Source organism: Chryseobacterium endalhagicum, assembly GCF_016745235.1.
GTDB classification, from domain to species: domain Bacteria; phylum Bacteroidota; class Bacteroidia; order Flavobacteriales; family Weeksellaceae; genus Chryseobacterium; species Chryseobacterium endalhagicum.
Window position 1 is genome coordinate 2151095 of record NZ_JAELVM010000001.1, and the last position, 24866, is coordinate 2175960.

Sequence of the window (24866 nt, forward strand, 5' to 3'; positions counted from 1 at the left end):
AATAGTATTTTTGATTAAATCTTTTCCAGATGTTTGACATCCTTCTTGCTCACATACAAAACAAAATTGACCTTTCAGAACAACAGAAGAATGACATTCAGTCATTTTTTACCTTAAAAAAGCTGCGTAAAAAACAGTATCTGCTACAGGAAGGCGACATTTGCAAATGTCTGTCATTTGTAAACAGCGGTCTGCTGAAATCCTATGTTTTAGACGAAAAAGGAAACGAAAAGATCAATATGTTTGCGTTTGAAGGATGGTGGATCTCTGATTTCAACAGCTTTATCAACCAGGAAAAAGCCGTACTGAATATCGATGCCGTAGAAGAAACCGAAATCTTAATGATCACTTTGGAGGATTATGAAAAAATGATGCTGGAAATTCCTGTTATGGACCGTTATTTCAGGATCCTCTACCAAAACAGCCTGGTTACAAAAGATTACAGGCTGATGGCTTCCAACAGCTTTACAGCAGAAGAAAAATACATGCAGTTTGCTCAGAAAAACCCGGAAGTCATCAAAAGAGTTCCGCATAATCTTATTGCGTCCTATCTGGGGCTGGCTCCCGAAACCGTAAGCAGAATACGCAAAAAATGGTCCCTCAATACTTGATCTGAATCAACAGAAACCCATGACCCAGATCAAGTGTTTCTGCCTTTCCTGTTTATAATTTTGTCCTGTTAATCTAAGAATATGGACAATACAAAAAATACCGCACTCGTTGTGGGTGCTACAGGAATTACAGGCAGTAATCTCGCAGAAGAACTTATATCACAGGGATGGACCGTTTATGGACTGTCCCGGAACCCAAACAGCAACATCCCTGCACTTCTTCCGGTTAAGGCCGATTTACTGGATATCGAAAGTCTGCATAAGGCATTGGATAGCATCTCTCCTACCCACGTTTACTTTACCACATGGATGCGGAATGATACGGAAGAGGAAAATATCCGGGTGAACAGTGCTTTGGTAAGAAATCTTTTGAATGTACTGGCCCCGAAACAATCCGTAAAACATGTGGCGCTTGTCACCGGACTTAAACATTATTTAGGACCTTTTGAAGCCTATGCCAAAGAAGGAAAGCTTCCGGAGACTCCTGTGAGAGAAGAACATCCGAGACTTCCGCTTCCTAATTTTTATTATGCCCAGGAAGATGAAATTTATAAAGCTTCAGAAAGGGACGGATTTACATGGAGTATCCACAGACCGCACACGGTCATTGGTTATGCAGTGGGTAATCTGATGAATATGGGAACTACTCTGGCGGTTTATGCAAGTATCTGCAAAGAAACAGGAAGGAAATTTGTGTGGCCCGGATCTGCCGAGCAATGGAATGGCGTTTCTGATGTGACGGACGCCAGAATTTTAGCAAAACAACTGGTATGGGCTTCTACAACTGATGGGGCAAAGAACCAGGCTTTCAATATTGCCAATGGTGATGTATTCCGCTGGAAATGGCTTTGGAAAAGACTTGCAGACTGGTTTGGAATTGAAGTTGAAGATTTTGACGGTACCGTAAGACCGCTGGAAAACGAACTGAACAATGCCGGAGAAATATGGAAAGAGATAGCATCCAAACATGGCTTAAAGGAAAATAATATCAACAGGCTGGCATCTGCATGGCATACCGATCTGGATCTCGGAAGACCTCTGGAAGTCATGTGTGATATGTCCCGAAGCCGGAAACTGGGATTTACAGCCTATCAAAATACTGAAGATTCTTTTACTGAGCTGTTTGAAAAACTGAGAGCAGAAAGATTGATCCCTTAATCTGAATTCGATTAAAAGTTGGAAGATGCTGTTATTATCCATGTCAAGGTTCAAAACCTTGACATGGATAATTACCAATAAAAACATGTCTGCAGTCCTGATTCCGGTTTCAATAATTACCACTTCAGAATCCCGGCATATGAGAAAAAAGGAGCAACGATCAGTTGCTCCTTTCTTATTATTAATGTGTTTTTTTATTTACTTCTAAACTTCAGTGGTTGTGAGGCCGAACTTCTGTTTAAATGAATAATAGAAATGGGAAAGGTTTTCAAATCCCAGTTCCAGATAGATCTCCGACGGTTTTTTGTCTTTATGCCGGATCTGATAATAGGCTTCATCCAGTCTCCTGTCTTTAAGCCATTGCTTGGGTGTGGTATTGAATGCTTTAGTGAAATCACGTTTAAACCCTGAAAGACTGCGGCCTGTGAGCCTTGCAAATGTTTCCACAGATACATTGAACATGAAATTCTTATTCATAAACTCCTTCAGATCGATCTTATACGGTTCCGAGAAATCAAAAAGCATATTGACAAAATCAGGATTGCTCTGGAGAATCAGTTCTATCGCTTCTTTGATCTTTAAAACGATCAGCCTGGAAGTCGCTGTTTTCGTTTTGTCGATATACGGAAGAAGCGAAGTAAAATAACCGCTGAAAAACTCATCAGATTCAAAGAAAAGCTTTTGGGTATCCGGAAATTTATCAACCGCCGTGATTTTATTTTCTGCCGCATACTGCCGGAGCGTTTCCATGTCAAGAGTAATCGCCAGAAACTGATACTTCCCGTTTTTTGCAGGCTGCTTGATCGTACGGATCAGCTGGTTTTTTCTGACCAGAACCACCGTATTCTCCTTGATTATCGTTTTACCTTTATCGTGGAAGGCATGCGTTTCACCGGACAGCTGAAAACCCAGGAAATGATCCGGAATAAATTCCTCATGTCCCCTGTACGTTTCAAAAGCACAGGAATACACCAGTTTATCGAAAATGATTTCAGAAGTTCTCTCCATGATACAAATATCTGAAATTTAGCCCATAACCGCAGCACCCGCCGCCGCAATCTCTTTATCCTGCTCAGGAGTTCCGCCCGAAGATGCGATGGCTCCAATGATCTTTCCTTCGGCATCTTTGATCACTACGCCGCCGGCAATCGTTAAAAGTCCATCATTGGAATTCAACATACCATATCCGTGAATATCTGCTCCGGCAATAATGGTTCCCATCACATCGCTGTCAATTCCAAACATCACGGCAGTTTTTGCTTTTTTAAGAGCAAAATCAATCACGCCATATACACTGTCCAGCCTTGCAAGCGCCATCAGATGTCCGCCTGTGTCCACCACGGCTAAACTTACCGGAATATTGATGGATCTTGCTTTTTCTACGGCTGCATGGAGTGATTTTGCAGCCTGTTCATACGTCATGCTCATGATTTAGCTTTTTGCCGTCCATGCTTCAGCCTGAAGCTGTTTTACAAAATCTTCCGTTTCTTTTGGATGCACATTTCTGAAATTAGAGTTTTCGTCCAGTGCCACATCCACGATTACATCTGCCATAGACTGCGGATCCAGCTGGTGAGCCAGAGAATCTGCAACCCCGTCAAACGCTGAATTGGGTGTGAAATTCACCTTTGGATCATACCAGCGGAAGATGGAATCTACTCCTCTGTCATTAAATCCTGTTCCAAAAACACCCGGATTACACGTCGCAATCTTAATGTTAAACGGAGCCAGCTCAGTTTTTAAACCTTCTGCAATAGATTCCATCGCATGCTTGGAAGCACAGTAAGCCGCCACGTATGGAACCGTCCATAAACCACCCATCGAAGTAGTAAATACTATTTTACCCGGTTTTTTCTGTTCAATGAATTTTTTCACAAAGCCCTGAGCAAGTTCCAGCCCTCCAAAAACATTCACATCAAACATAGAACGGATGAATTCCAACGGCTGCTCAGCGATAGGACCGCCTTCCATAATACCGGCATTGCTGATCAGAATATCAATATCATATTTCTGATGAATGTAAGCAATGTCTCTTGAATTGGTCACATCCAGCTTATCTACTGTCAGTTCAATTCCCTGTTCTTTTGCTTCACGGATTAAATCACTCATCTGTGGATAAACCTGTGCCGTAGCAATTACTTTGTGTCCTTTTCTGGCAAGATCAAAAGCGGCTGTTTTTCCGAAACCGCTTGCTGCACCTGTAATTAAAATTGTTTTACTCATTTTGTTTTCTTATTGTTACAGATACAAATTTCAAGGATTTTCAAAGAGTTTTTATTGGTGGAAAGCTCAATGTTTTATTGCTGAAAAGTCCAAGATAGAACAGATTCTTGCAAACGTAATTTTTACTTAGGAAACATTCTCAGATTCTGCCTTTTTTTGTTCCCGCTTTTGCTTATAAAAACTTTTATCGGCAATATAAATCGTCTTCCTGATCTCACAATAAAGAGTTTCCTTGCTTTTATCGGTAAGCTGAGTAGTTTTAACTATCACAATCTCCTTTTCTGTTTTTATTCGTTCCTCTATCTCCTTTAATTCTTCCTGTGTATAAGTAAACTCTGCATGAAGATCAATATGAGCAGGTCTTTTGAAATAGATTTCTGCAGATTTGCCCCAAATAACATATTGATGGTCTGTAAGATAGATCAGTTGTACCATGGGTATAGGATCTACCGAAGAAAACATACTGCCTCCAAAGATGGTTCCCATATAATTTTTATTTTTATAAGTGATGGGAAGTTTAATGCAGATTTTTGATAAATCATCAGACACCGATTGTATTCTGGCTGTGCTCCTGCGGTACATGGGAGATAAATTGAATGCCCATTTAAAGAGTTTGGGAAGTCCAACAATCTTTGCTCCGTATTTGCTTAAATTCTGGTAAAAAGTCATTGTTAAAGTTTTAGATTTTCAATAATTTCATTCATCAATACTTGAATTTTATCTTTCGTATATAACCTTCCTATCTGAGCCAGTCCTACCAGCATAGACAGCAGTTCCAGTGCTTTCAGTCTGCAGTTTCTGATCTCCCGGAATTCTTTTTTTTCAATTCCGGATTCTAAAATTGCTGCAGTATGGGATAATATCGTTTCATTGAATTCTTTCAGCTTCTCTGTAACCTTTTCTTCCAGTGAATGATAGTCGGAGGCCAAAGTTCCGGTTAGGCAGATCTGCCGTTTATCTATCAGAAAAAGATAATAATTAAAGAGGCCCTGCAGTTTTTCAGTTTCCGTAAGAGCTTTCTGGGATTGTTCCAGGCTCAGAATCCTTTGCTGATGAACTTCAATAATGGCCAGGCACAGGTCTGCCTTGGTTGGAAAATGATAATGTATTGATGATGTTTTTATATTTATTTTCTTTGATATATCAGCATAACTGAACGCATTATATCCTTTCTCTATCAGAAATTGATTTCCGGTTTCAATAATTTTATCTTTGGTATTCATTATCTATCTATTAGTAGGTAGATAAAAGTACAAAATAAAAATGATTTTCAAAATTTTAATTTAAAAACCTGATTAATCAATATTTTAGAGGGAAATAAAGGAATTGGTTAGATTTTTGAAGATTAAAGTATAACCAAAACGCTATAAGACAAAAGTTTTATAGAAAAATCAAAATATTTTCCATTGAAACTCATAACATTCACAAAAGAAGGCATTTACTGTCCGCAGGGAAAATTCTATATTGATCCCTGGAGACCTGTGGATTTAGCCGTCATCACCCACGGACACGCTGATCATGCCCGCTGGGGAATGAAAAAATACCTTTGCCATCATTATACCAAACCCATTCTCTATCAAAGAATCGGGATCGATATTGAATGCCAGAGCGTAGAGTATGGAGAAACTGTTACCATCAACGGGGTAAAGGTTTCGCTGCATCCTGCCGGCCACATCATCGGCTCTGCACAGGTACGATTGGAATACAAAGGCTATGTCACCGTCATATCCGGAGATTATAAAGTTCAGGAGGACGGACTGAGTACACCGTTTGAGCTGGTAAAATGCAACGAATTTGTAACAGAAAGCACTTTCGGACTGCCTATCTACAACTGGCTGGAGGTTCCGGATCTGAATAAAAAACTTCAAACCTGGGTGCTTAAAAACCAGGAAAATTCAAAGACATCCGTATTTATAGGCTATTCATTGGGAAAAGCCCAGCGTATTATGAAAGCGGTGGAAGGTTTAGGGAAAATATACACCCATTATTCCATCGGAAAACTGAATGAAGCCTTTGAATCCGTAGGAATTGAGCTTCCTGATTACACAATTGCCGATTTCAGGGAAAATGCAAAAGAAGTCCAGCATCAGATCGTTATTGTGCCGCCGGCGCTTTTAGACAGCAGTATCATCAGAAAAATACCCGATGCTGCCACAGCCATCTGTTCAGGATGGATGCAGGTCCGCGGGGCAAGAAGATGGCGCAGTGCGGATGCCGGATTTGCCATGAGCGATCACGCCGACTGGAAAGGATTACTGCAGGCCGTGAAAGCTACAGAAGCTGAAATTGTACACGTCACCCACGGGCAGACTGAAATATTTTCAAAATATCTGAATGAAATAGGCATCAAAGCGGATGTTGTACAGACCCAGTTCGGTGAAGATGAGGAAGAAGCAGAAAAAGAAATCATTGAAAACCCGGAGCCATGAAACATTTTGCAGACCTTATCAATGCCTTGGAAACCACCAATAAGACCAATGCAAAAATAGAAGCCATCATTGATTATCTGGAACGCGCACCGGATGAAGATAAAGTATGGTTTATTGCCCTGTTTACCGGAAAAAGGCCCAAAAGGAATGTCAATACCAATTACATGAAAGAATGGGCGCTGGAGATTACAAAACTGCCGTTCTGGCTGTTTCAGGAAAGCTATTCTTCAGTGGGAGATCTTGGTGAAACCCTTTCCCTGATCCTTCCCCCGCCTTCGGAAAAAATTGAGCGTACCCTTTCCCAATGGATGACAGATATTGTTAATTTAAAAGAGAAGTCAGAAAGTGAGAAGAAAGAATTTGTCCTCCATTCATGGAACGGATTGGATTATACGGAACGTTTGATCTTCAATAAATTACTGGGAGGAAGTTTCAGGATTGGGGTTTCCGATAAAACTTTGATCAATGCCCTGACCAAATTTTCTTCCCAGGAATCCAGCACACTGATGCACAGCCTGATGGGTAAATGGATTCCCGGAGAGGTTTCATTTCAGGAACTGATCTCGGCAGAAAATATAAATCCGGACAATTCAAAACCCTATCCTTTCTGCCTGGCCTATCCGCTGGAAAAAGAACTGCAGGAACTGGGGAATCCTGAAGACTGGCAGATAGAATATAAATGGGACGGAATCCGTGGCCAGATTATTAAAAGGAACGATGAAGTCTTTATCTGGTCCCGGGGTGAAGAGCTTGTCACAGACCAGTTCCCGGAAATAAAAGAGACGGTTCTCCTCATGAAAGGCAACTTTGTTTTAGATGGAGAAATACTTGCGGTAAAGGATTCTAATGTTTTAAATTTTAATGAATTACAGAAAAGATTAAACAGGAAAACTTTAACCAAAAAAATGCTGGCAGATATTCCGATTGAAGTTTTTGTTTATGATCTTTTAGAACTGGAAGGAACCGATCTCCGAGAAAAATCAATGGCATCAAGAAGGGCTATGCTGGAAGAATTACTGCTGAATGAAGCACCTCAGAATATTAAACTTTCAGAGGTTATTAGGTTTGAAAACTGGAATGATCTTAATGCGATACGGGAAGGATCCAGAGACATCAACAGTGAAGGCTTGATGCTGAAACAGAAAAATTCCCCTTATCATGCCGGCCGGAAAAAAGGCGACTGGTGGAAGTGGAAAGTAAGTCCGCTGACAATTGATGCCGTCTTGATTTATGCCCAAAAAGGAAGCGGAAGAAGAAGCGCCTACTACACCGATTACACTTTTGCCGTAAAAAACGGAGACGCCCTGGTAACCATTGCAAAAGCTTATTCCGGCCTTACCGACAAAGAAATCATGGAGGTCAGTAAGTTTGTCAACAAAAATGCCATTGAAAAATTTGGGCCCGTGCGGACGGTAAAAGCAGAACTGGTATTTGAGATCGCCTTTGAAGGAATAGGTTTCAGCAGCAGGCATAAAAGCGGCGTGGCTTTAAGGTTTCCAAGAATTGTAAGATGGCGGAAAGACAAAACGGTGGATGAAATAGACGAACTTGAAGAAATAAAAAAACTGATCCAATAATTTGAAAACATTTGAAAATACCAACGGATTTAAAGTCATTCAGCAATGGATGGCTGATAAAGGTATTTCCCCTTTCAAATTCCAGATAGACACCTGGCAGAAATTCGGAAACGGATACAGCGGAATGGTGGTTGCCCCCACCGGTTTTGGTAAGACATTTTCCGTTTTCCTTGCCCTGATCTCAGATTTTATGAATCATCCGGAACAATACAAAAAAGGATTGAAAATGATCTGGATCACTCCCCTTCGGTCCCTTTCCAAAGATATTGCCAAAGCCATGCAGGAAGCGATGGATGAAATAGGCCTCGACTGGACCGTAGGAGTAAGAAACGGAGATACAGAGCAGAAAATAAAACAGCAGCAGATCCGGAATATGCCGGAAATACTGGTCGTTACCCCCGAAAGTCTCCACCTGCTTTTAGGCCAGAAAAATCACATCCGGTTCTTTCAGGACACGAAATGTGTGGCAGTTGACGAATGGCATGAATTACTGGGTTCAAAGCGTGGAGTCATGGTGGAACTCGCCATCTCACAAGTAAGAAAATACGTCCCAAAAATAAAAATATGGGGAATTACGGCTACCATTGGAAATCTGAATGAGGCCATGGATGTTTTAATTCCTTATAACATCAAAAAGACCAAAATCACAGCCAAAGAACATAAAAAAATAGACATTATCCCCGTAATTCCTGATGAGATTGAAATTTTACCGTGGGCTGGGCATTTGGGAGCAAAACTGGCCGACAAAATAGTTCCGATTATTCTGGATTCAAAATCTACCATTGTTTTCACCAATACCCGGAGCCAGAGTGAAATGTGGTATCAGCTGCTGTTGAGCGCCTATCCGGATTTCGCAGGCCAGATTGCCATTCACCACAGCTCCATTGATGCCCATCTCCGGATCTGGATTGAAGAAAATTTAAGCTCCGGAAAGCTGAAAGCCGTAGTTTCCACTTCATCTTTAGATCTCGGCATCGATTTTAAGCCGGTAGACACTGTCATCCAGATTGGCTCGGCAAAAGGTGTGGCAAGATTCCTGCAGCGGGCCGGACGAAGCGGACACTCCCCTTTTGAAACCTCTAAAATTTACTGCGTTCCCACCCATTCACTGGAACTGATCGAAGTGGCGGCATTAAAAGAAGCGGTAAAACAGAAAGTCATAGAACCCCGCGATCCGCAGGTCCTGTGTTTCGATGTGCTGGTTCAGTTTCTGATGACTCTTGCAGTAGGTGACGGATTCTATCCCGAAGAAACCTTTGAAAGAATTAAAAAAGTATTTGCATTCCAGGAAATGACCCCGGAAGAATGGAAAAGCATCCTGGATTTTCTGACCATTGGCGGAAGTGTATTAAAAAGCTATGAAGAGTTTCACAAGATTGTGATCATGGAAGACGGCCTTTACAAAGTGACCTCCCGGAAAATCGCCATGCTTCACCGTATGAATATGGGCGTTATTGTAAGCGATGCCATGCTGAAAGTAAAATTTATTTCTGGCGGTTATATCGGAATGGTGGAAGAATATTTTATCTCAAAATTAAAAAAAGAAGAAAAATTTATTCTTGCCGGACGGACTCTTGAAGTAGCCATGATTAAAGATATGACCGTATACGTCCGTGCAGCAAAAGGAAAAGCCATGGCTCCGAGTTATTTGGGCGGAAGGCTTCCTTTAAGCTCCAATTTAGGTCATTTTTTAAGAGAAAAGCTCTCCCACGCCCTTAATCCGAAAGCTTCAGAAAAAGAACTGAAATTTTTGCATCCATTACTCGCCAACCAGGAAAAACATTCCCATATTCCCAAAGATGATGAATTTCTGGTCGAACTGATCAAAAACCGGGAAGGCTATCACCTGTTTATGTATCCTTTTGAAGGCCGTCTGGTCCACGAAGTCATGGCAGCCCTCATTGCGTACCGTATTTCAAAGCTCGCTCCCATCTCCTTTTCTATGGCGATGAATGATTATGGTTTTGAACTGTTCAGCGACAAGGAAATTCCGTTAAACGAAGATAATCTTCATAAAATCCTGACCCGGGACAATCTGATGAATGATGTGATCGCCAGCATCAATTCCGCAGAAATGGCAAGACGGAAATTCCGTGATATTGCTGTAATCTCAGGAATGGTGATCCAGAATTACGCCGGAAAACAACGTTCCAACAAATCATTACAAAGCTCTGCAGGCCTTATTTTTAAAGTTCTGGAAGATTATGACCCCGATCATTTCCTTGTAAGACAGGCCTACACCGAAGTCTTCAATATGCAGCTGCAGGAACAGCGCCTCGTGGAAGCCTTTAAAAGAATTGAAAAATCAAAAATCATTTTAAAATATTCCCATACCTTTACTCCATTGAGTTTCCCGATCAAGGTAGACAGCCTGAGGCAGACGCTTTCCAGTGAAAGTCTGGATGCAAGGATCAGGAAGATGGTGGAACAGGCGGGGAAGAGTTTTAGAGTTTAAAGTGATGAGTGATGAGTTGTGTTGCGGGATGCGGGGTCCGAGGGTCATAGTGTTGGAGAGTTTTAGAGTGATAGCTGTCGGAACCGGAAAATGTGAAAAAAACGACAAATATCTGGTGGCTGAGGCTCCCGAAGCCACCAGCAGCGGTTTTGCCCATCCTATCCGCCTTCTCAGGTTCCTTCACCCTTTAACCTCAAATAATCATCAAATACTACAAGAAATTGAACATCGCAGTAAAAAATATCACTCTCAACAACGAAGTCTTCACTTTGACCAATCAACGTGCAGCGTTTTGGAAAAAGGAAAAAGCATTGATCCTGTCTGATCTTCATATCGGAAAGACCGCTCATTTCCGGAAAAACGGGATTGCGCTGGCCAATCATATTATGAAAAGTGATCTGGAGAGGCTTTCCGTTCTTATTGAATATTTTCAGCCGGAAAAATTCATCGTGGTCGGAGATCTGCTTCATGCCGGAGATAACTCGGATGTAGATGAATTCTGCAGCTGGAGAAGCCAGTATCCTGATCTTCAGTTTTATCTTATTAAAGGAAATCATGACCGCCTGTCTGCGGCACTGGAGAAGAAACTATGCCTGAATTTTAAATCTGATTTTCTGACCATCCGCGATTTTACCCTGATTCATGATTTTGATAAAAAACGTCCGGAATTTCAGATTACAGGACATATTCATCCCGGTGTTGTATTGAATTCTTCAGTGAAAAGCATACGGCTTCCCTGCTTTGTTCAGACGGACAACCAGCTGCTGCTTCCGGCATTCAGTGAATTTACAGGGTTGGATACCAAAAATATTCCCAAAGGCGGAAAATTCTTTGTGTTTACGGATGCGGAGATTCATGAAGTCTAAGGGTGAGGTTAAGATTAAGGTTGAGTGTGTAAGCGGAAAAAGACTGCCCGGTAACAGACAGTCTTTGAAAATATAATAAACAGGTGAAATTATTTTTGATTTTTGCTTAAACGGATGCTGTACATCGTAATGACTACCGTTGCGAATAAAAACAAAGCTCCGATCCATGGTGTACTCGCCAGTCCAAGAGAAGAAGTTACCACAATACCTCCTGTATACGAACCAATCGCAATCCCGATATTGAAAGCGGCAATATTAATTCCTGAAGCTACATCTTCGGTTCCCGGAAGTTCTTTTTCCGCAATCTGAACCACTAAAAGCTGCAGTCCCGGCACGCTGGCAAAAGAAAGACCTCCCAAAAGAAATAAGGTGATAATGCTTAAGATCTGATTACCCGCAGTGAAATAAAATGCCAGCAAAACTAATCCCTGAGCTCCAAACATCCACAGAAGTGCTTTTAAAGGATTTTTATTCGCCGTTTTTCCTCCTAAAAGATTTCCCAAAGCAATCGCAATCCCGTAAATAAGCAGAATAAAAGTAACCGTAGACTCCTGAAATCCTGTAATTTCCTGTAAAATCGGGGATAAATACGTGAAAACAACAAATGTTCCTCCATATCCCATGGCTGTCATTAAAAAGGCGAAAATCATCCGTCTGTTTCCAAATACTTTGGGAAGGCTTTTCAGAGAAGCAGTCTGGTCGCTTTTAAGGTTTTTCGGAACCAGAAGCATACTCGCGATCAAACCAATAATCCCCAGGATAGAAACCCCGATAAAAGTGGCTCTCCATCCAAAATGCTGCCCAATAAAAGTTCCCAGTGGAACTCCCGTTACAATGGCAAGAGTAAGCCCTGCAAACATGATGGAAATGGCTGTTGCTCTTTTCTCTTCCGGTACCAGCGATGCAGCAATGGTTGAACCGATGGAAAAGTAAACGCCGTGCGCAAATCCCGTCAGAATTCTGGCCATCACCAGCGTTATAAATCCGGGAGCAACCGAAGCCAGTCCGTTTCCGATCACGAAAAGCAGCATGATTGAAATTAACAGGATTTTACGGGGAATTTTCCCTGTCAGAGCCGTGAGAATAGGTGCGCCGATAGCCACTCCAATCGCGTATAGGCTTACCAGAAGACCTGCCGAAGGAATGCTGATTCCCAAATCACCCGCCACCGTAGGAAGAAGTCCTACAATCACAAATTCAGTGGTTCCTATTCCGAATGCACTGATGGTTAATGCCCACAAAGCAGCAGGCAGCCCTTTGCTCTTTACGGCAGACTTTGTATTGATCTGTATTTCTTTTTGATAATTCATTGTATTGTTATTTGTAGTGTTTTGACTAGGCAAATTTCCGATGAATTATTCTATTATAAAAATTATTTAAATTCTAGTTAATTATCAGAATAATGATAGTTTGTTTTTTTGATCAAAAATTCCGTTCCTTTGCATTAAAGTCAGCATTTCTTATGAAAAAATCAGAAGCAACCCGCCTGAACATCCTGCAGAAAGCCTTTGAACTGATCTACGCAAAAGGATATCAGACCACCAGTGTGGATGAGATCATTGCTACGACACAGGTTACAAAAGGCGCTTTCTATTATCACTTTAAAACCAAAGATGAAATGGGTCTGGCGATCATCAATGAACTTCTGAAAAACAACTTTAAAAGTACTTTTATTGAACCGCTTCAAAACACTGACAATCCGCTGGAAAGCATCTACCAGCAGGTATATGATATTTTGATGGAAAACGATTTTTTAAAGGTAGAATATGGCTGCCCCGCTTCCAATTTCACCCAGGAAATGGCTCCCTGGCATATGGATTTCACCAAAGCCCTGAATGAGCTTTCCGGACGCTGGGAAAATGCGATGATCACCTGTATTGAAAACGGAAAGAAGCAAGGTTCTGTAAAAGAAAAGGTCAATGCCAGAGAAATCGCGGTTTTTGTGATGTCCGGCTATTGGGGAGTGCGGAATTTAGGAAAATTAGAGAATTCAAAATCAGCATATCTTATTTATTTAAAAGGACTTAGATCTTATTTTGATTCTCTTCAATAATTTTTTTATCAAAAAACATACTAACTAGTATGTTTTTGTTATACCTTTGAAGCATTCAAAAAAATCATCATGTACCAGACGCTTACTTTTCTGCATTCCTCATTCCGGTGGATCGTTTTATTAAGTCTTGTTTATGCCATCTGGAGAGCTTTCAGAGGGTATTTTTATCAAAAGTCATTTTCAAAAACCGATGATTCGGTACGCCACTGGACGGCAACCATCGCTCACATCCAATTGATTCTGGGGATTATATTCTATATTAAAAGTCCTATTGTAAAGTATTTCTGGAAAAATTTCAGTGAAGCGAAAGAATCTTTGGACCTGCTTTTCTTTGGGATAATTCATATTTCTCTTATGATCACTGCTGTTGTCCTGATCACCATTGGTTCCGCTTTAGCCAAGAGAAAAGATACAGACCCGGAAAAATTTAAAACCATACTAATCTGGTTCACTATTGCGCTTGCCGTTATTTTTATAGCGATCCCGTGGCCGTTCTCCCCTTTTGTTAACAGACCTTATTTCAGATAATTATGATGCATTTATTTAAAACAAAAATCGGACGCCTGAGAATTCTGGCTATTCTGGAAGGAATATCTCTCCTGACCTTAGTATTCATTGCGGTTCCCATGAAATACGGATTAGGAAATCCAGCCCTCGTAAAAATGATGGGCCCTGTTCACGGAACCCTGTTTCTTCTTTTCCTGTTTAATACTTTAAGCGTAGGTGTGGAACAGCAGTGGAAGTTTCGGGAAACCACCTGGAAAGTACTTTTAGCGTGTTTTATTCCTTTCGGGACCTTTTATATTGACCATAAAATCCTAAGCAGGCTATGAAAAGTATTCTGCTACTTGGCGCCATTGTACTGGCTGTTTATGTTATTTACCGTGTTTACAGATATCAGACCCTGGATGATGGCTTAGATCAACTGATTAGAAAAGGCGCTGTCATTCTGGATGTAAGAACTGAGAATGAGTATAAAACAGGCCATATTGAAGGATCCGTCAATATATCTCTGGGAACCCTCAGAGAAAGGTATATTGAACTCAATCCGGAGAAAACTTACATCACAGTCTGCTCACATGGGTTGCGCAGTGTCAAAGCTGAAAATATTCTGAAAGACAGAGGCTTTAAGCATGTTCATAATGGCGGTGCGTGGAGTGATCTTCAGGGGGTGATAGAGTAAGGAAGTCTGAGGATGGAGGATGGAAGGTATTACGGGTCCTGAAGATTGGCTATTATTCTGTTTGAATTAATTTCTTCCTTACTCGAAGCAAAGTTCTTAGAATTCTTGCAGAGGTTTTAAACTTTGGCAAGAATAACTTCCATCCTCCCTCTTCCCTCTTCCAATCCTTAATCTTTCATCCAGACTACTTTCTGTTCAGAATCATGCTCCATCCCGATAATATCGCGGTACAATTCCGGTCTTCTGGCTTTAACATATCTGCTTCCTCCGGCCTGAGTAAGCTTTTCAGGGGTGATCACAACTGTTTCAAAACTGTCATCAAAAGAACGGCATTCAGCGATAATATCCCCAAAAGCATCAATGATCATGGAACATCCGTTTTTCAGCTGATCATCATCCATCCCGACAGGATTTGAAAAAACAGCATACACTCCATTGTCATACGCTCTGGCAGGCAGCCATTTCATGAGCCAGTCCCGTCCTTTCATACTGTCAAATTCCAGACGCAGCGATGTGGGATCAGTTATTCTGTTCTTCCATAATTCCGGGTCTACAAATCCTGCTCCCGGCCTTGTGGAAGGCGTACACATCGTAACATGCGGCATAAAAATAATATCTGCTCCCAGAAGTTTTGTTGCCCTTACATTTTCAATGATATTGTTGTCATAGCAGATAAGAATTCCGCATTTCCAGCCATGGATTTCAAAAACACAGTATTCATTTCCAGGAGTCAGATTGGGATTGATAAAAGGATGAAGCTTCCTGTATTTAGCTTTCAGGCCGGTTTTATCAACACATACATAGGCTTTGAACAGGTTCCCCTCATTGTCTTTTTCGAAAAGTCCGGCTAATACCGTGATATTGTACTGCACAGCAATCTGTTGTAATCTTTCAATACTTTTTCCATCCGGAATGTATTCTGCAATATCGAGAAGCTGTTCTTTGGTAAGATTTCTGGCAAAAGTGTAGCCTGTCACTGAGCATTCATGAAATGCAATAGCCTGTGAGCCTTTGGAAGCGGCTTCGGCAGCCAGTTTCTCTATGACTGAAAGGTTGTACTCCTTATCTCCGCTTCTATTTTCGAACTGGGCTGTTGAAATTTTGAGATGGTCCATCTTTTTTCTGCAAAATTATCCCGCCGGATCATTTGAAGATTGTAAAAAACCGACATTTCTACTGCATCTCTATGAAATTGACCGCCAATTTATTTTCAGTTTTTAAATACTGAGTGGGTGTTAAACCTGTATTGTTTTTAAAATCTTTAATCAGATGGGACTGGTCAGTAAAGCCCGAATCATATGAAAGCCCCGCTATAGTTTCTCCATAAGGATTTTTTCTGATCAGATTAATGAAATGATGCAGCCTGATGATATTTGAATATTTTTTAGGACTTAAACCAATGTAGTTTTCAAACTTTCTTTCAAGCTGACGTTCAGAATATCCGGTGAAATGCTCCAGGTCTTTTGAAGAAACCAAACCTTTATTTTTAATCATCAACTCCTGAACGGCTTTAATTAATGCATGATCGGAACTTATTTTCCCGGACAGGAACCTTGTAAAGAAAAGATTCAGCTGATGAATAATTATTTTGGGATGTATTCCCTCCATAAGACTTTCCTGAAAAGGCAGCAGTTCGTTTTTTAAAACATCTTCAGCAGAAATAATCCGGTTCTTTGCTTCTTTTGCTGAAATTTTAAGAAGAATATTAAAAAAATAAGGCTGAAAAACCACAGCGATCATAGAAAACGGTCCACGGGCGGTAAAATCTTTATATCCGGCGGGCTGTCCATAAAAAAAGGAAGACGGAATATGTATTGTATCTGAGTACAGGTTTTGGCTTCCTGACAAAATCAATCCGGTGCTGCCGTCTGTGAATAACCGCAGGTTTCTATACTCATCCCCGGCATTTTCTAAAAAGATATAATGCCTGATATAGGTTGATAAATATTCAGGTGCCTCGATCTGCATTCTTCAAAATTACATAAATCCGGGAGATTAAAACACCGGATATTCATGATTTTACATGAATTTTTTAGCCGATGGTACCACATTATAATTCCGTTTGGTCAGGTATTTGAATATTTTAATAAGCAATTCATTGATTTTCAAATCAAAATAGCATTTAAATCTCATTCAATACCAACCCATAAAATATAATCATATGTCAACACAGAATTTAACCCACCTCGAGGCTATTAAAAAGATTCAGGAACTGTCTGAAAAAGCCAGAATATGTATGTTTTGTACCGAACTTGAAACGGTTCCGGTAAATTCCCGTCCCATGACCCTGCAGGAAACGGATGACAGCGGAAATCTATGGTTTATAAGCAGCGGAACGAGTAATAAGAATTTTGAAATAAAAGAAGACCGCAGAGTACAGCTTTTCTTTATGAACAACAGTGATTCCCAATATCTTTCTGTTTATGGCCAGGCCTCTGTTTATAAAGATAAAGCCACTATTGAAGAAAAATGGTCGCCTATGGCAAAAGCGTGGTTTGACGGAAAAGATGATCCGGATGTCACCATTATCCGCGTAGAACCTAAGGAAACCTATTACTGGGATACCAAGGCAGGAAAACTGGTCAGTTTATTCAGTTTTGTGGCTTCGGCGCTTACAGGCATTAAAACCAACAATGCCGATGGTGTGGAAGGAAATGCAACCGTATAAAATAAAAGCCGGCTGAGAATCTCTCAGCCGGCTTTTTTACAACATAAAAAAAACTGACATATAAAAACTATGAATGTCTTTGACTATCAGATGGCTTCGGGAGCCTCAGCCACCTGATTTTTTATTTTTTCACATCTTCCATAGAAGCTCCGAAATTGATATGCAGAACATTTCCGTTCGGTGTTACCAATGCCGGGACAGATTTTACGCCTGCATTTTCTGCGATGGCTATCTGGCTTCTGTCGTTTCCTAAATGCACGATTTCTACATTTTCAGCACCAATAAGATTGATGATATCATGTTCTGCACTTACGCATACGGAACATCCTGCGTGGTAAAAAACTGGCTTTTTCATACTGTTTAGATTAATTAAGGGTTTTGATAATATTTTTCAGCTCTTCTGTTTCCCTTTCTGTCAGAGGTTTTAACGGGCTTCTTAAGTTTCCGCCTTCTTGCCCTAAAATATTCAGGCCTGCTTTGACTGCTCTTGGCAATCCTTTGTTGACAATAAATTTCAGAAGATCAAACTGTTTGTAGAAAATTTCTTTTGCTTTTTCCAGATCTCCGGCTTCTACCGCTTTATAGAGATTAACATTCAGTTCCGGAATCAGGTTGGGAGCTGCTGTACACCATCCTCTGGCTCCGGCAGTAAATGCTGATAAGGCTAATGGATTGGAGCCGTTATAGAAAGCAACATCCTCACCCAGTTCTTTTCTCAGATAATGCATTCTCTGAATATCTCCCGTACTTTCCTTGATCATCGTCACATTTGGAATTTCAAGCAGTCTTTTCAAAAGGGCCGGCGACATATCTACCCCGCTGGTTGCCGGATTGTTATACGCCATGATCGGAATTGAAATTTGGCGGGCTACGGCATCATAATGGGCTACAATTTCATCGTCTGTAAGCTTCCAGTAGCTCATAGGAATAATCATAACGGCGTCTGCCCCTGCTTTTTCAGCAAATTTGGCGTGATGAACCGTTTTTTCTGTCGTCAGATTGGATACCCCTACCAAAGTCGGAATTCTGCCGTTGGTCTGCTGTATCGAGGCTTCTGTAATGGCTTCTTTTTCATCATCTGATAAATACGGCATTACACCCGTACTTCCCAATGGGGCAATCCCGTGACTTCCGGAAACGATCAGTCTTTCTACAAGCTTCTTAAAAAGAGGAATATCTACTTTCTCATTCTGGTCAAAAGGCGTAATCGGATAAGCAATTATTCCTTTAAATGGAACATTTTTCATGTTTTATGGGTTTAAAATTACAATGATTATGAATGGATCTTCATGATAACCATTAAGAAAAGTTTAAGCGGCTGAGGATAAAGTTTAATGATGGAAAGCTTTACCATCTCCTTATCTGGATCATCGTAAGTGCTTTTTATTCAGGAGATGTCCGGCTTAATTGAGTGAATAATGGCTGGTTTGGTTTTAAACTCAATCTCAACCAGGCTTAAACTTTTACTTGTTTCTTAATGATTTGAATTTATTAAAGATCTCTTCCCTCTTCCTCTCTCAAGGCAACGCCAAGGTTCTGCAGCTGCGGTGCATTTTCGCAGGCCAGATATTTTGCAGGCTCCGTATCACTCATGTTCTGGTGCTTGTGCCATGCCCATGAAGGAATGTAAACAGCATCTCCCGCTTCCCAGTGTACTCTTTCATCTTCTACTTCTGTCCAGCCTTTTCCTTCGATCACATACAATACCGTTTCATAGGTATGACGGTGTCTGTTCGTCTGCTGTCCCGGAGTAAGTCCGCCAATCGTCATGCTTACATTTTTACTTGGAAGATCCACGAAGAAAACCGGATGCTTTCTTTCCGTTGAAAACTGGTTGTGCACTCCTGCATTTTCTACATTTTTATGAATTAAATGACTCGGTTTTACGTACTTTGGCCTTGCAAATGTTTCGTGAAAGTCTTTTGAACTGAAATCTTTCTTGTCCATGATGTTTTAAAATTTTAAGTGTTATTGCTTTATTGCATGACAAAATTATCTTATATTTGGACTGTTTAAATGATTCAGTTTTTACATTAATTGGTAGTCCAGATGCTTCGACCTTGGAAATTAGAACTTGAAATAGATAAAGAGCTTGAAAAAGCGGTGTATCTGCAGATCGCGGACACATTTATTACGGATATACGTTCCGGAAGACTTAAAGCCGGGGATGCGCTTCCCGGCAGCAGAAATCTGGCAATGATGCTGAAAATCAACAGAAATACTGTAGTGGAAGCTTATCAGGTGCTGATTAATGAAGAATGGGTAATTTCCAAAGAAAGAAAAGGAATTTTCGTATCAGACAAGCTTCCGGTTTTACAGGAAAGCATAAGCCACAGACATCAGGAGGCCGAAGAAAGTTCATCACCGCTCCATAAGCCGATGATTAATTTTGATGACGGACATCCGGACAGTAAAATAGCGCCTGTCACTGAGCTGGCCAGAGCCTACCGGGAAATCTTTAACCGTAAAGCCAGATGGCAGATGATGGGCTACGGAAATGAGCATGGCGATATTGAATTCAGAAGAACCATATCCCAGATGCTGAACCACCAGCGGGGAATGCACATCAATGAGAACGAAATATCAATCACCCGCGGAAGCCAGATGGCGATGTTTCTCACCGCTCAGTGCCTGCTGAAAGCCGGAGACCGGATCATCGTGGAAAATCCAGGGTATAAACCCGCCTGGAAAGCTTTTGAATATGCAGGAGCAGAACTTCTTCCTGCTGCAGTAGATCATGAAGGAATTCTGATAGAAGATGTCAGGAAACTTGTATTAACAAACAAGAATGTAAAAGCAATATACATCACCCCTCACAGACAATATCCTACAACAGTTACTTTAAGCCTGTCACGAAGACTTGAATTGATTGAACTTTCGAATAAGCACGGAATTACTATTATTGAGGATGATTATGACAATGAATTTCATTTCGGATATCGTCCTATCCTTCCCGTTTCCAGTTTTATGGAGCTTAAAAATTATGTCTACATAGGTACTTTGAGCAAAGTTGTGGCTCCGGCACTGCGGATCGGTTATCTGGCATCCAAAGATCCAAAACTGATTCAGAAAATAGGAGATTTAAGAAAGATTATTGATGTTCAGGGCGATGTGATTATGGAACAGGCCGTTTTACAGCTGATAAAAGATGGTGCTGTAAAAAAACACATCAAAAAAGCCACAGTTCATTATAGAAATAAAAGAGATCTTGTCTTCAATCTTCTGGAGAAACATTTAAAAAATATTGCTGACTTTAGTCTTCCGGAAGGTGGTCTGGCATTCTGGATCATCCCCAAAGAAGATGTAAATTGGGATGTAGTAACAGCTTTACTGATTGAGAAAAATATCAATATCATTCATCCGCAGCAATACAGCTACGATAAGATTATCAATGGATTCAGGCTGAGTTATGGCTCTCTTTCCGAAGAACAGCTGATTGACAGTATAAAAATAATTACTGAAGTGTTGAAGCATAAAAATGTAAAGCTGAAATAAAAGTAAGGCGGGTTAAAACCCGCCTCTATTGAATAATCCTCGGGAAATATTCAAAATAAACATTTACACATTAAAAAAATCTGTGTCATCTGAGTAATCTGCAGGAGATTAAAATATTTTCCCACAGATCGCAGATCACACGGATTATATAGCAAAAGCTCCAAAAAACTATTATTGGCAGCTGCATTTTAGGTTTCGGCTAAAGCCGTGGGAATTCTATAAATTGGTAAGGCGGGTTAAAACCCGCCCCTATTGAATAATCCTCAGAATATATTCAAAATAAACATTTTGAACATTAAAAAATCTGTGTCATCCGTGCGATCTGCGGGAGATTAAAATATTTTCCCACAGATTACTCAAATCACACGGATTATATAGCAAAAGTTCCAAAAAACTATTATTAACAGCTGCATTTTAGGTTTCGGCTAAAGCCGTGGGAATTCTATAAATTGGTAAGGCGGGTTAAAACCCGCCTCTATTGAATAATTTTCAGGAAAATATTCAAGACAAACATTTTACACATAAAAAAAATCTGTGTCATCTGAGTAATCTGCAGGAGATTAAAATATTTTCCTACAGATTACTCAGATCACACAGATCATATCGTTTACAGAAAAACTAATCTACTTCAAAAACCGCCTGTATCTCCACCGAAGAATTCACAGGAATAGATGAAGCTCCCAAAGTAGCTCTGGCATGTTTTCCTTTTTCTCCAAAGACCTCTACGGTAAGATCTGATGCTGCATTCATCAGGTCAGCATGTTTTGTATAATCATCTTTTGTATTGAAAATACCGGTCAGCTGTACACATTGCTTTACCCTGTTCAGATCGCCATCCACAGCCTCTTTCAAAACAGCAATAACGTTTAGCATTGTAGCTTTTGTGGCTTCTTTTACCTGTTGCTCATTCACATCAACGCCTAGTTTTCCAGGATTTAAAATTTTACCGTCTTTCAAAGCGACCTGATTGATAAATACCAGATTTCCTGAACGTACATAAGGTTTATAATTCCCGGCTGGCTGAGGAACCTTAGGTAAGACGATACTTTTCTGCTTCAAAACCGAATTGATATCCGCAGATTTTTCTGTCGTTACTGCCGGAATCTGTTTCTTAGCAAATGTTCCTTTCAGTGCAAAAGCTGTTTTAGCAAAATTTCTTCCCTGAAGTTCTGCCAATCCGCGCTCATCTTTTGTCGGTCTTTCCACATCTTTTAACGAAGCCATGCTTGTTACGCCCAACACTGAATTTCCCTGAGGAATTGTTTTATTGATATTTTCAGTACCTCTGATTCCATTGGAGACCAGAACCATCCCATGAACGGCAAGACTGTTCCAGAAAGCATTAAGAGCCAGCTCTTTTCCCGCGCCGCTTCCCGCAGACATGAAAACAGTGGCCGGCATTCCTTCCAGCGCGTGATTCGTCCATAAATTAACGGTTTTAGATAAAAATTCGCTCATTCCGGTACTGATATTTCCAAAATAAACCGGTGATCCGAAAGCAATTCCGTCATATGATGGAAGCTCATCTACTGATGCTACGGGAATGTTTTTCAATTTGGCATTTTGAGATTCTTTGACCTGCTTGATTACGGCTGTTGCATTCTTACTGTTTTCAATTCCGGATGCTATTTCTTTTGCCAGTTCGTAGGTTCCGCCATTATCTGAATGAATGAGAACCAATATTTTAGCTTTAGTGTCTTGTGCCATGACCGTTGTGATTTTTAATAATAAAATTAATACAAAAACTGTACTTAGTTTTTTCATTTTGATGGGATAAATAATTACTATACAAAATTAGTATTGTCGTTTTTATTAAATTTGCCAAAAACTCTATGCATAACGCCATCCTGAAATGCGGTTTGAAAGAACAGAATGACAGCAGATTTGTAGACAGCATTGAAAAAGAAGCCTACGTCTGGTGCGAAAAAGACTGGAAACACGATGATCACGAACACGCCCACCACCGTGCTCAACTTACTTTCGTAGAGGAAGGTTATCAATATTTCCACATTGATCAGAAGATCTATCTGGTCCCGCAGTATCATGTGATCTGGATTCCTTCGGGAAAGGCGCACCGGATTACTTCAGAAGCCAAAACAGTCAATTTAATGGTGTTCCTGTTTAAAACTGTTTTTAATGATGATTTTTATAAGAATGTTCAGGTGTTCGCAGTTCCACCTGTGTTAAAGGAAATGCTTCTGTATGCATCCAAGTGGAATCAACTCGTCAAAGAAGATGAAGAGCAGGATGTATTTTTTAAAGCTATTTTAAAAAGTCTTCCCAACTTCTGTAAGGAAAGCAGTTATCTGGAAATTCCTGTTCCGGCTGATGCAAGGCTTATTCCTGTCTGTACGTATATCAATTCAAATTTTAAATATAGTCTGGATCCGGATGCACTGGCAGAGAAAGCACAAATGTCCGTCCGCAGCCTTCAGAGGATTTTTAAAAATGAAACGGGAATTACTCTTCAGAAGTACCTCCAACTTGTAAGAATTTTGAAAAGTATAGAACTGATCGACACCAAGCAATATACTTTAAGCCAGATCGCGTATATGACAGGATATCAAAGTCTTTCCGCTTTTACAGCTTCGTATTTTGCCATTATGAAATCTAAACCAAAAGTAAAGAAGAACAGTTAAGGTATTTACCTTTTAAAATTATCTGATCTGCAGTGTGTCGCTTTCCGGATCAGGATTTCCTGTACCGCCGGTTTTGCTTTGTGCTGTTTTATACTTGTTTTTCGGTTCTTCTTCTTCTTCAATCTCACATTTGCACGATGCTAAAGTAAATGCACTTAAAATTCCTAAAATGAATGCTGTGGTTTTCATAATTTCTATTTTTTAAGTTGTAAGGTTTATCCGTTAACGATCAGGCCTCCGTTTGGATGAAGAACCTGTCCGGTTATTTGTGCTGCGCCGCTGCCTGCCAGGAAAAGGAAAGATTCTGCTATTTCTTCAGGGGTTGCATTTCTTTCAAAAGGTGGCAGATTGGGGTCTTCCTCTTCTTCCCCGAATGTTTCTTTGGTGAGGGGTGTAGCCACAGGTCCCGGTGCCACGGCATTGATCCGGATGCCTTTTGGTTTTGCCTGTAGAGCCAGAGATCTAGTAAATGATACGATGGCGCCTTTTGTGGCAGAATAATCCAGAAGCTCTGCATGGCCCTGATAAGCTGCGGCCGAGGTGGTATTGATCACGCTGCTTCCTTGTTTCAGATAAGGAAATACTACTTTTGTCAGAAGAATCATCCCTATGATATTGGAATCAAAAGTTTTCCGGATATTCTCTTCTTTCAGATCTTCAATATTTTCCGCCGGAAACTGTACTCCGGCATTATTAATCAGAACATCAATTCCCCCGAAAATATCAACCACCTTTGCTGCGGTTTCCTCACAAAATCCATAATCATTGATGTCTCCTTTAAAAAGAATGCATCTTCGGCCCAGTTGTTCGATCTCAGTTTTGGTTTTTCCGGCATCTTCATCATCTGAATGGTAAATAATGGCAATATCAGCACCTTCCCGTGCAAAAAGTAAAGCCGCAGCCTTCCCTATTCCACTATCGGCTCCTGTAATAAGAAGTGATCTGCCTGATAATAATTCGCCCATTAAATTTATTTTAAAATTAAGGACTGATTAATTTCACTTTTAAAGCATCCGAGAATGAATTCCGTATAATAAAGCTGGGCATTTAAAGCCTGCGTTTTAGGGTGCAGTTCCAGTTTTTTGGTCAGAATAATTTCACCTTTATAAGCAAACGAGAAAAAAGCAAAGATTTTATAGGATGAATTTCTGATGGGTGTGCAATAGCCCGTTGTTGCAATAGACCAGTCGGAATCGAAGATCTTTGCCACGTTCAGGGCCATTGTTTCAGCGATATTTTCAGATACGCAGTCGCATTCTTCAGCTTCTTCCTGTTCTACATTCAGAAGTTTCACTTTTTGGGGCAAGGTATAGGCTGTTATACCGCCATTGTAAAACAGGGAAGCGTTCGGCATTTGGGAAAAAGCCAGCTGCAGACAGCCTGAGGTAACGCTTTCGGCAATAGAGATCGTTTCGCCTGCAGTCATCAGTGACTGACTTATATATTCCAGAAGGTTCTTTTGAAAGTCCATAATTTTAGATATTTAGTGTGTGATGTGAAGGTGTTTTT

General features: G+C 40.6%; 28 protein-coding genes. 13 read left to right on the forward strand and 15 right to left on the reverse strand.

Annotated elements, in window-relative coordinates:
• The first annotated feature begins 29 nt into the window (after positions 1-29).
• Together JET18_RS09485 and JET18_RS09490 are read left to right on the forward strand one after the other, a co-directional pair.
• Positions 30-611 carry a Crp/Fnr family transcriptional regulator gene (locus JET18_RS09485; protein ID WP_202090362.1) on the forward strand — a complete coding sequence of 194 codons (582 nt, stop codon included), beginning with the start codon at positions 30-32 and terminating at the stop codon, positions 609-611.
• 81 nt (positions 612-692) lie between these two features.
• On the forward strand, positions 693-1769 hold the full coding sequence (locus tag JET18_RS09490; protein ID WP_202090363.1) for an SDR family oxidoreductase: 1077 nt from the start codon (positions 693-695) through the stop codon (positions 1767-1769).
• Between the two features lie 204 nt (positions 1770-1973).
• Here JET18_RS09490 and JET18_RS09495 read toward each other — a convergent pair whose 3' ends face one another.
• From JET18_RS09495 to JET18_RS09515, 5 genes are all read right to left on the reverse strand, one after another.
• Positions 1974-2777: a helix-turn-helix domain-containing protein gene (locus JET18_RS09495; protein WP_202090364.1), complete on the reverse strand. Its 804-nt coding sequence runs from the start codon at positions 2775-2777 to the stop codon at positions 1974-1976.
• Between the two features lie 18 nt (positions 2778-2795).
• Entirely contained in the window at positions 2796-3197 is a 402-nt protein-coding gene (locus JET18_RS09500) for a GlcG/HbpS family heme-binding protein (protein ID WP_202090365.1), read from the reverse strand.
• Between the two features lie 3 nt (positions 3198-3200).
• On the reverse strand, positions 3201-3992 hold the full coding sequence (locus JET18_RS09505; RefSeq protein ID WP_202090366.1) for an SDR family oxidoreductase: 792 nt from the start codon (positions 3990-3992) through the stop codon (positions 3201-3203).
• A 126-nt stretch (positions 3993-4118) separates the two neighbouring features.
• A complete protein-coding gene (locus JET18_RS09510) occupies positions 4119-4661 on the reverse strand; it encodes a PaaI family thioesterase (RefSeq protein WP_202090367.1) in 543 nt (180 codons plus the stop codon).
• 2 nt (positions 4662-4663) lie between these two features.
• Positions 4664-5215 carry a TetR/AcrR family transcriptional regulator gene (locus tag JET18_RS09515; protein ID WP_202090368.1) on the reverse strand — a complete coding sequence of 184 codons (552 nt, stop codon included), beginning with the start codon at positions 5213-5215 and terminating at the stop codon, positions 4664-4666.
• A gap of 183 nt (positions 5216-5398) precedes the next feature.
• Between JET18_RS09515 and JET18_RS09520 the strand changes: the two genes are divergently transcribed.
• The 4 genes from JET18_RS09520 (at position 5399) to pdeM (ending at position 11319) form a co-directional block, all read left to right on the forward strand.
• A complete protein-coding gene (locus JET18_RS09520; RefSeq protein WP_202090369.1) occupies positions 5399-6421 on the forward strand; it encodes a ligase-associated DNA damage response exonuclease in 1023 nt (340 codons plus the stop codon).
• Positions 6418-7998, forward strand: a complete 1581-nt coding sequence (locus JET18_RS09525) for an ATP-dependent DNA ligase (protein ID WP_202090370.1) — start codon at positions 6418-6420, stop codon at positions 7996-7998. The genes JET18_RS09520 and JET18_RS09525 overlap by 4 nt, the downstream gene beginning before the upstream one ends.
• Position 7999: 1 nt before the next feature.
• Positions 8000-10453 carry a ligase-associated DNA damage response DEXH box helicase gene (locus tag JET18_RS09530; protein ID WP_202090371.1) on the forward strand — a complete coding sequence of 818 codons (2454 nt, stop codon included), beginning with the start codon at positions 8000-8002 and terminating at the stop codon, positions 10451-10453.
• Between the two features lie 221 nt (positions 10454-10674).
• Complete coding sequence (gene pdeM, locus JET18_RS09535; protein ID WP_202090372.1) at positions 10675-11319, forward strand: ligase-associated DNA damage response endonuclease PdeM; 645 nt, start codon at positions 10675-10677, stop codon at positions 11317-11319.
• Between the two features lie 89 nt (positions 11320-11408).
• Here the strand turns inward: pdeM and JET18_RS09540 are convergent, their stop codons facing one another.
• Entirely contained in the window at positions 11409-12629 is a 1221-nt protein-coding gene (locus tag JET18_RS09540; protein WP_202090373.1) for an MFS transporter, read from the reverse strand.
• A 152-nt stretch (positions 12630-12781) separates the two neighbouring features.
• On the opposite strand from JET18_RS09540, the gene JET18_RS09545 reads away from it, so the two are divergent.
• From JET18_RS09545 to JET18_RS09560, 4 genes are all read left to right on the forward strand, one after another.
• Positions 12782-13372, forward strand: a complete 591-nt coding sequence (locus JET18_RS09545; RefSeq protein WP_202090374.1) for a TetR/AcrR family transcriptional regulator — start codon at positions 12782-12784, stop codon at positions 13370-13372.
• A gap of 69 nt (positions 13373-13441) precedes the next feature.
• The gene (locus JET18_RS09550; protein ID WP_202090375.1) at positions 13442-13900 is read left to right on the forward strand and encodes a hypothetical protein; all 459 of its coding nucleotides are present in this window, start codon (positions 13442-13444) and stop codon (positions 13898-13900) included.
• A gap of 2 nt (positions 13901-13902) precedes the next feature.
• Positions 13903-14205: a DUF3817 domain-containing protein gene (locus JET18_RS09555; RefSeq protein WP_202090376.1), complete on the forward strand. Its 303-nt coding sequence runs from the start codon at positions 13903-13905 to the stop codon at positions 14203-14205.
• Positions 14202-14555 (forward strand): rhodanese-like domain-containing protein, encoded by a 354-nt coding sequence (locus JET18_RS09560; protein ID WP_202090377.1) that lies wholly within the window; start codon positions 14202-14204, stop codon positions 14553-14555. The genes JET18_RS09555 and JET18_RS09560 overlap by 4 nt, the downstream gene beginning before the upstream one ends.
• A 167-nt stretch (positions 14556-14722) precedes the next feature.
• Here the strand turns inward: JET18_RS09560 and JET18_RS09565 are convergent, their stop codons facing one another.
• Both JET18_RS09565 and JET18_RS09570 read right to left on the reverse strand, forming a co-directional pair.
• Positions 14723-15670 (reverse strand): nitrilase family protein, encoded by a 948-nt coding sequence (locus JET18_RS09565; protein WP_202090378.1) that lies wholly within the window; start codon positions 15668-15670, stop codon positions 14723-14725.
• 58 nt (positions 15671-15728) lie between these two features.
• The gene (locus JET18_RS09570) at positions 15729-16523 is read right to left on the reverse strand and encodes an AraC family transcriptional regulator (RefSeq protein ID WP_202090379.1); all 795 of its coding nucleotides are present in this window, start codon (positions 16521-16523) and stop codon (positions 15729-15731) included.
• A 193-nt stretch (positions 16524-16716) separates the two neighbouring features.
• Between JET18_RS09570 and JET18_RS09575 the strand changes: the two genes are divergently transcribed.
• The gene (locus JET18_RS09575; RefSeq protein ID WP_202090380.1) at positions 16717-17223 is read left to right on the forward strand and encodes a pyridoxamine 5'-phosphate oxidase family protein; all 507 of its coding nucleotides are present in this window, start codon (positions 16717-16719) and stop codon (positions 17221-17223) included.
• A gap of 121 nt (positions 17224-17344) precedes the next feature.
• On the opposite strand, the gene JET18_RS09580 is transcribed toward JET18_RS09575, so the two are convergent.
• The 3 genes from JET18_RS09580 to JET18_RS09590 form a co-directional block, all read right to left on the reverse strand.
• The gene (locus JET18_RS09580) at positions 17345-17578 is read right to left on the reverse strand and encodes a thioredoxin family protein (protein ID WP_202090381.1); all 234 of its coding nucleotides are present in this window, start codon (positions 17576-17578) and stop codon (positions 17345-17347) included.
• Positions 17579-17588: 10 nt separating this feature from the next.
• Positions 17589-18470 carry a dihydrodipicolinate synthase family protein gene (locus tag JET18_RS09585; RefSeq protein WP_202090382.1) on the reverse strand — a complete coding sequence of 294 codons (882 nt, stop codon included), beginning with the start codon at positions 18468-18470 and terminating at the stop codon, positions 17589-17591.
• A 244-nt stretch (positions 18471-18714) separates the two neighbouring features.
• Entirely contained in the window at positions 18715-19170 is a 456-nt protein-coding gene (locus JET18_RS09590; RefSeq protein WP_202090383.1) for a cupin domain-containing protein, read from the reverse strand.
• Positions 19171-19272: 102 nt separating this feature from the next.
• Between JET18_RS09590 and pdxR the strand changes: the two genes are divergently transcribed.
• Positions 19273-20718 carry a MocR-like pyridoxine biosynthesis transcription factor PdxR gene (pdxR, locus tag JET18_RS09595; protein ID WP_202090384.1) on the forward strand — a complete coding sequence of 482 codons (1446 nt, stop codon included), beginning with the start codon at positions 19273-19275 and terminating at the stop codon, positions 20716-20718.
• Between the two features lie 618 nt (positions 20719-21336).
• Here the strand turns inward: pdxR and JET18_RS09600 are convergent.
• Positions 21337-22482 (reverse strand): Atu1372/SO_1960 family protein, encoded by a 1146-nt coding sequence (locus tag JET18_RS09600; protein WP_202090386.1) that lies wholly within the window; start codon positions 22480-22482, stop codon positions 21337-21339.
• A gap of 68 nt (positions 22483-22550) precedes the next feature.
• On the opposite strand from JET18_RS09600, the gene JET18_RS09605 reads away from it, so the two are divergent.
• Complete coding sequence (locus tag JET18_RS09605; RefSeq protein ID WP_202090387.1) at positions 22551-23357, forward strand: AraC family transcriptional regulator; 807 nt, start codon at positions 22551-22553, stop codon at positions 23355-23357.
• 18 nt (positions 23358-23375) lie between these two features.
• On the opposite strand, the gene JET18_RS09610 is transcribed toward JET18_RS09605, so the two are convergent.
• Genes JET18_RS09610 through JET18_RS09620 form a run of 3 tightly spaced genes read right to left on the reverse strand, consistent with a single transcriptional unit; the run spans position 23376 to position 24828 of the window.
• Entirely contained in the window at positions 23376-23546 is a 171-nt protein-coding gene (locus JET18_RS09610) for a hypothetical protein (RefSeq protein ID WP_202090389.1), read from the reverse strand.
• 26 nt (positions 23547-23572) lie between these two features.
• Positions 23573-24322 (reverse strand): SDR family oxidoreductase, encoded by a 750-nt coding sequence (locus JET18_RS09615; RefSeq protein WP_202090391.1) that lies wholly within the window; start codon positions 24320-24322, stop codon positions 23573-23575.
• 5 nt (positions 24323-24327) lie between these two features.
• A complete protein-coding gene (locus tag JET18_RS09620) occupies positions 24328-24828 on the reverse strand; it encodes a CinA family protein (protein ID WP_202090398.1) in 501 nt (166 codons plus the stop codon).
• Positions 24829-24866 lie beyond the last annotated feature (38 nt).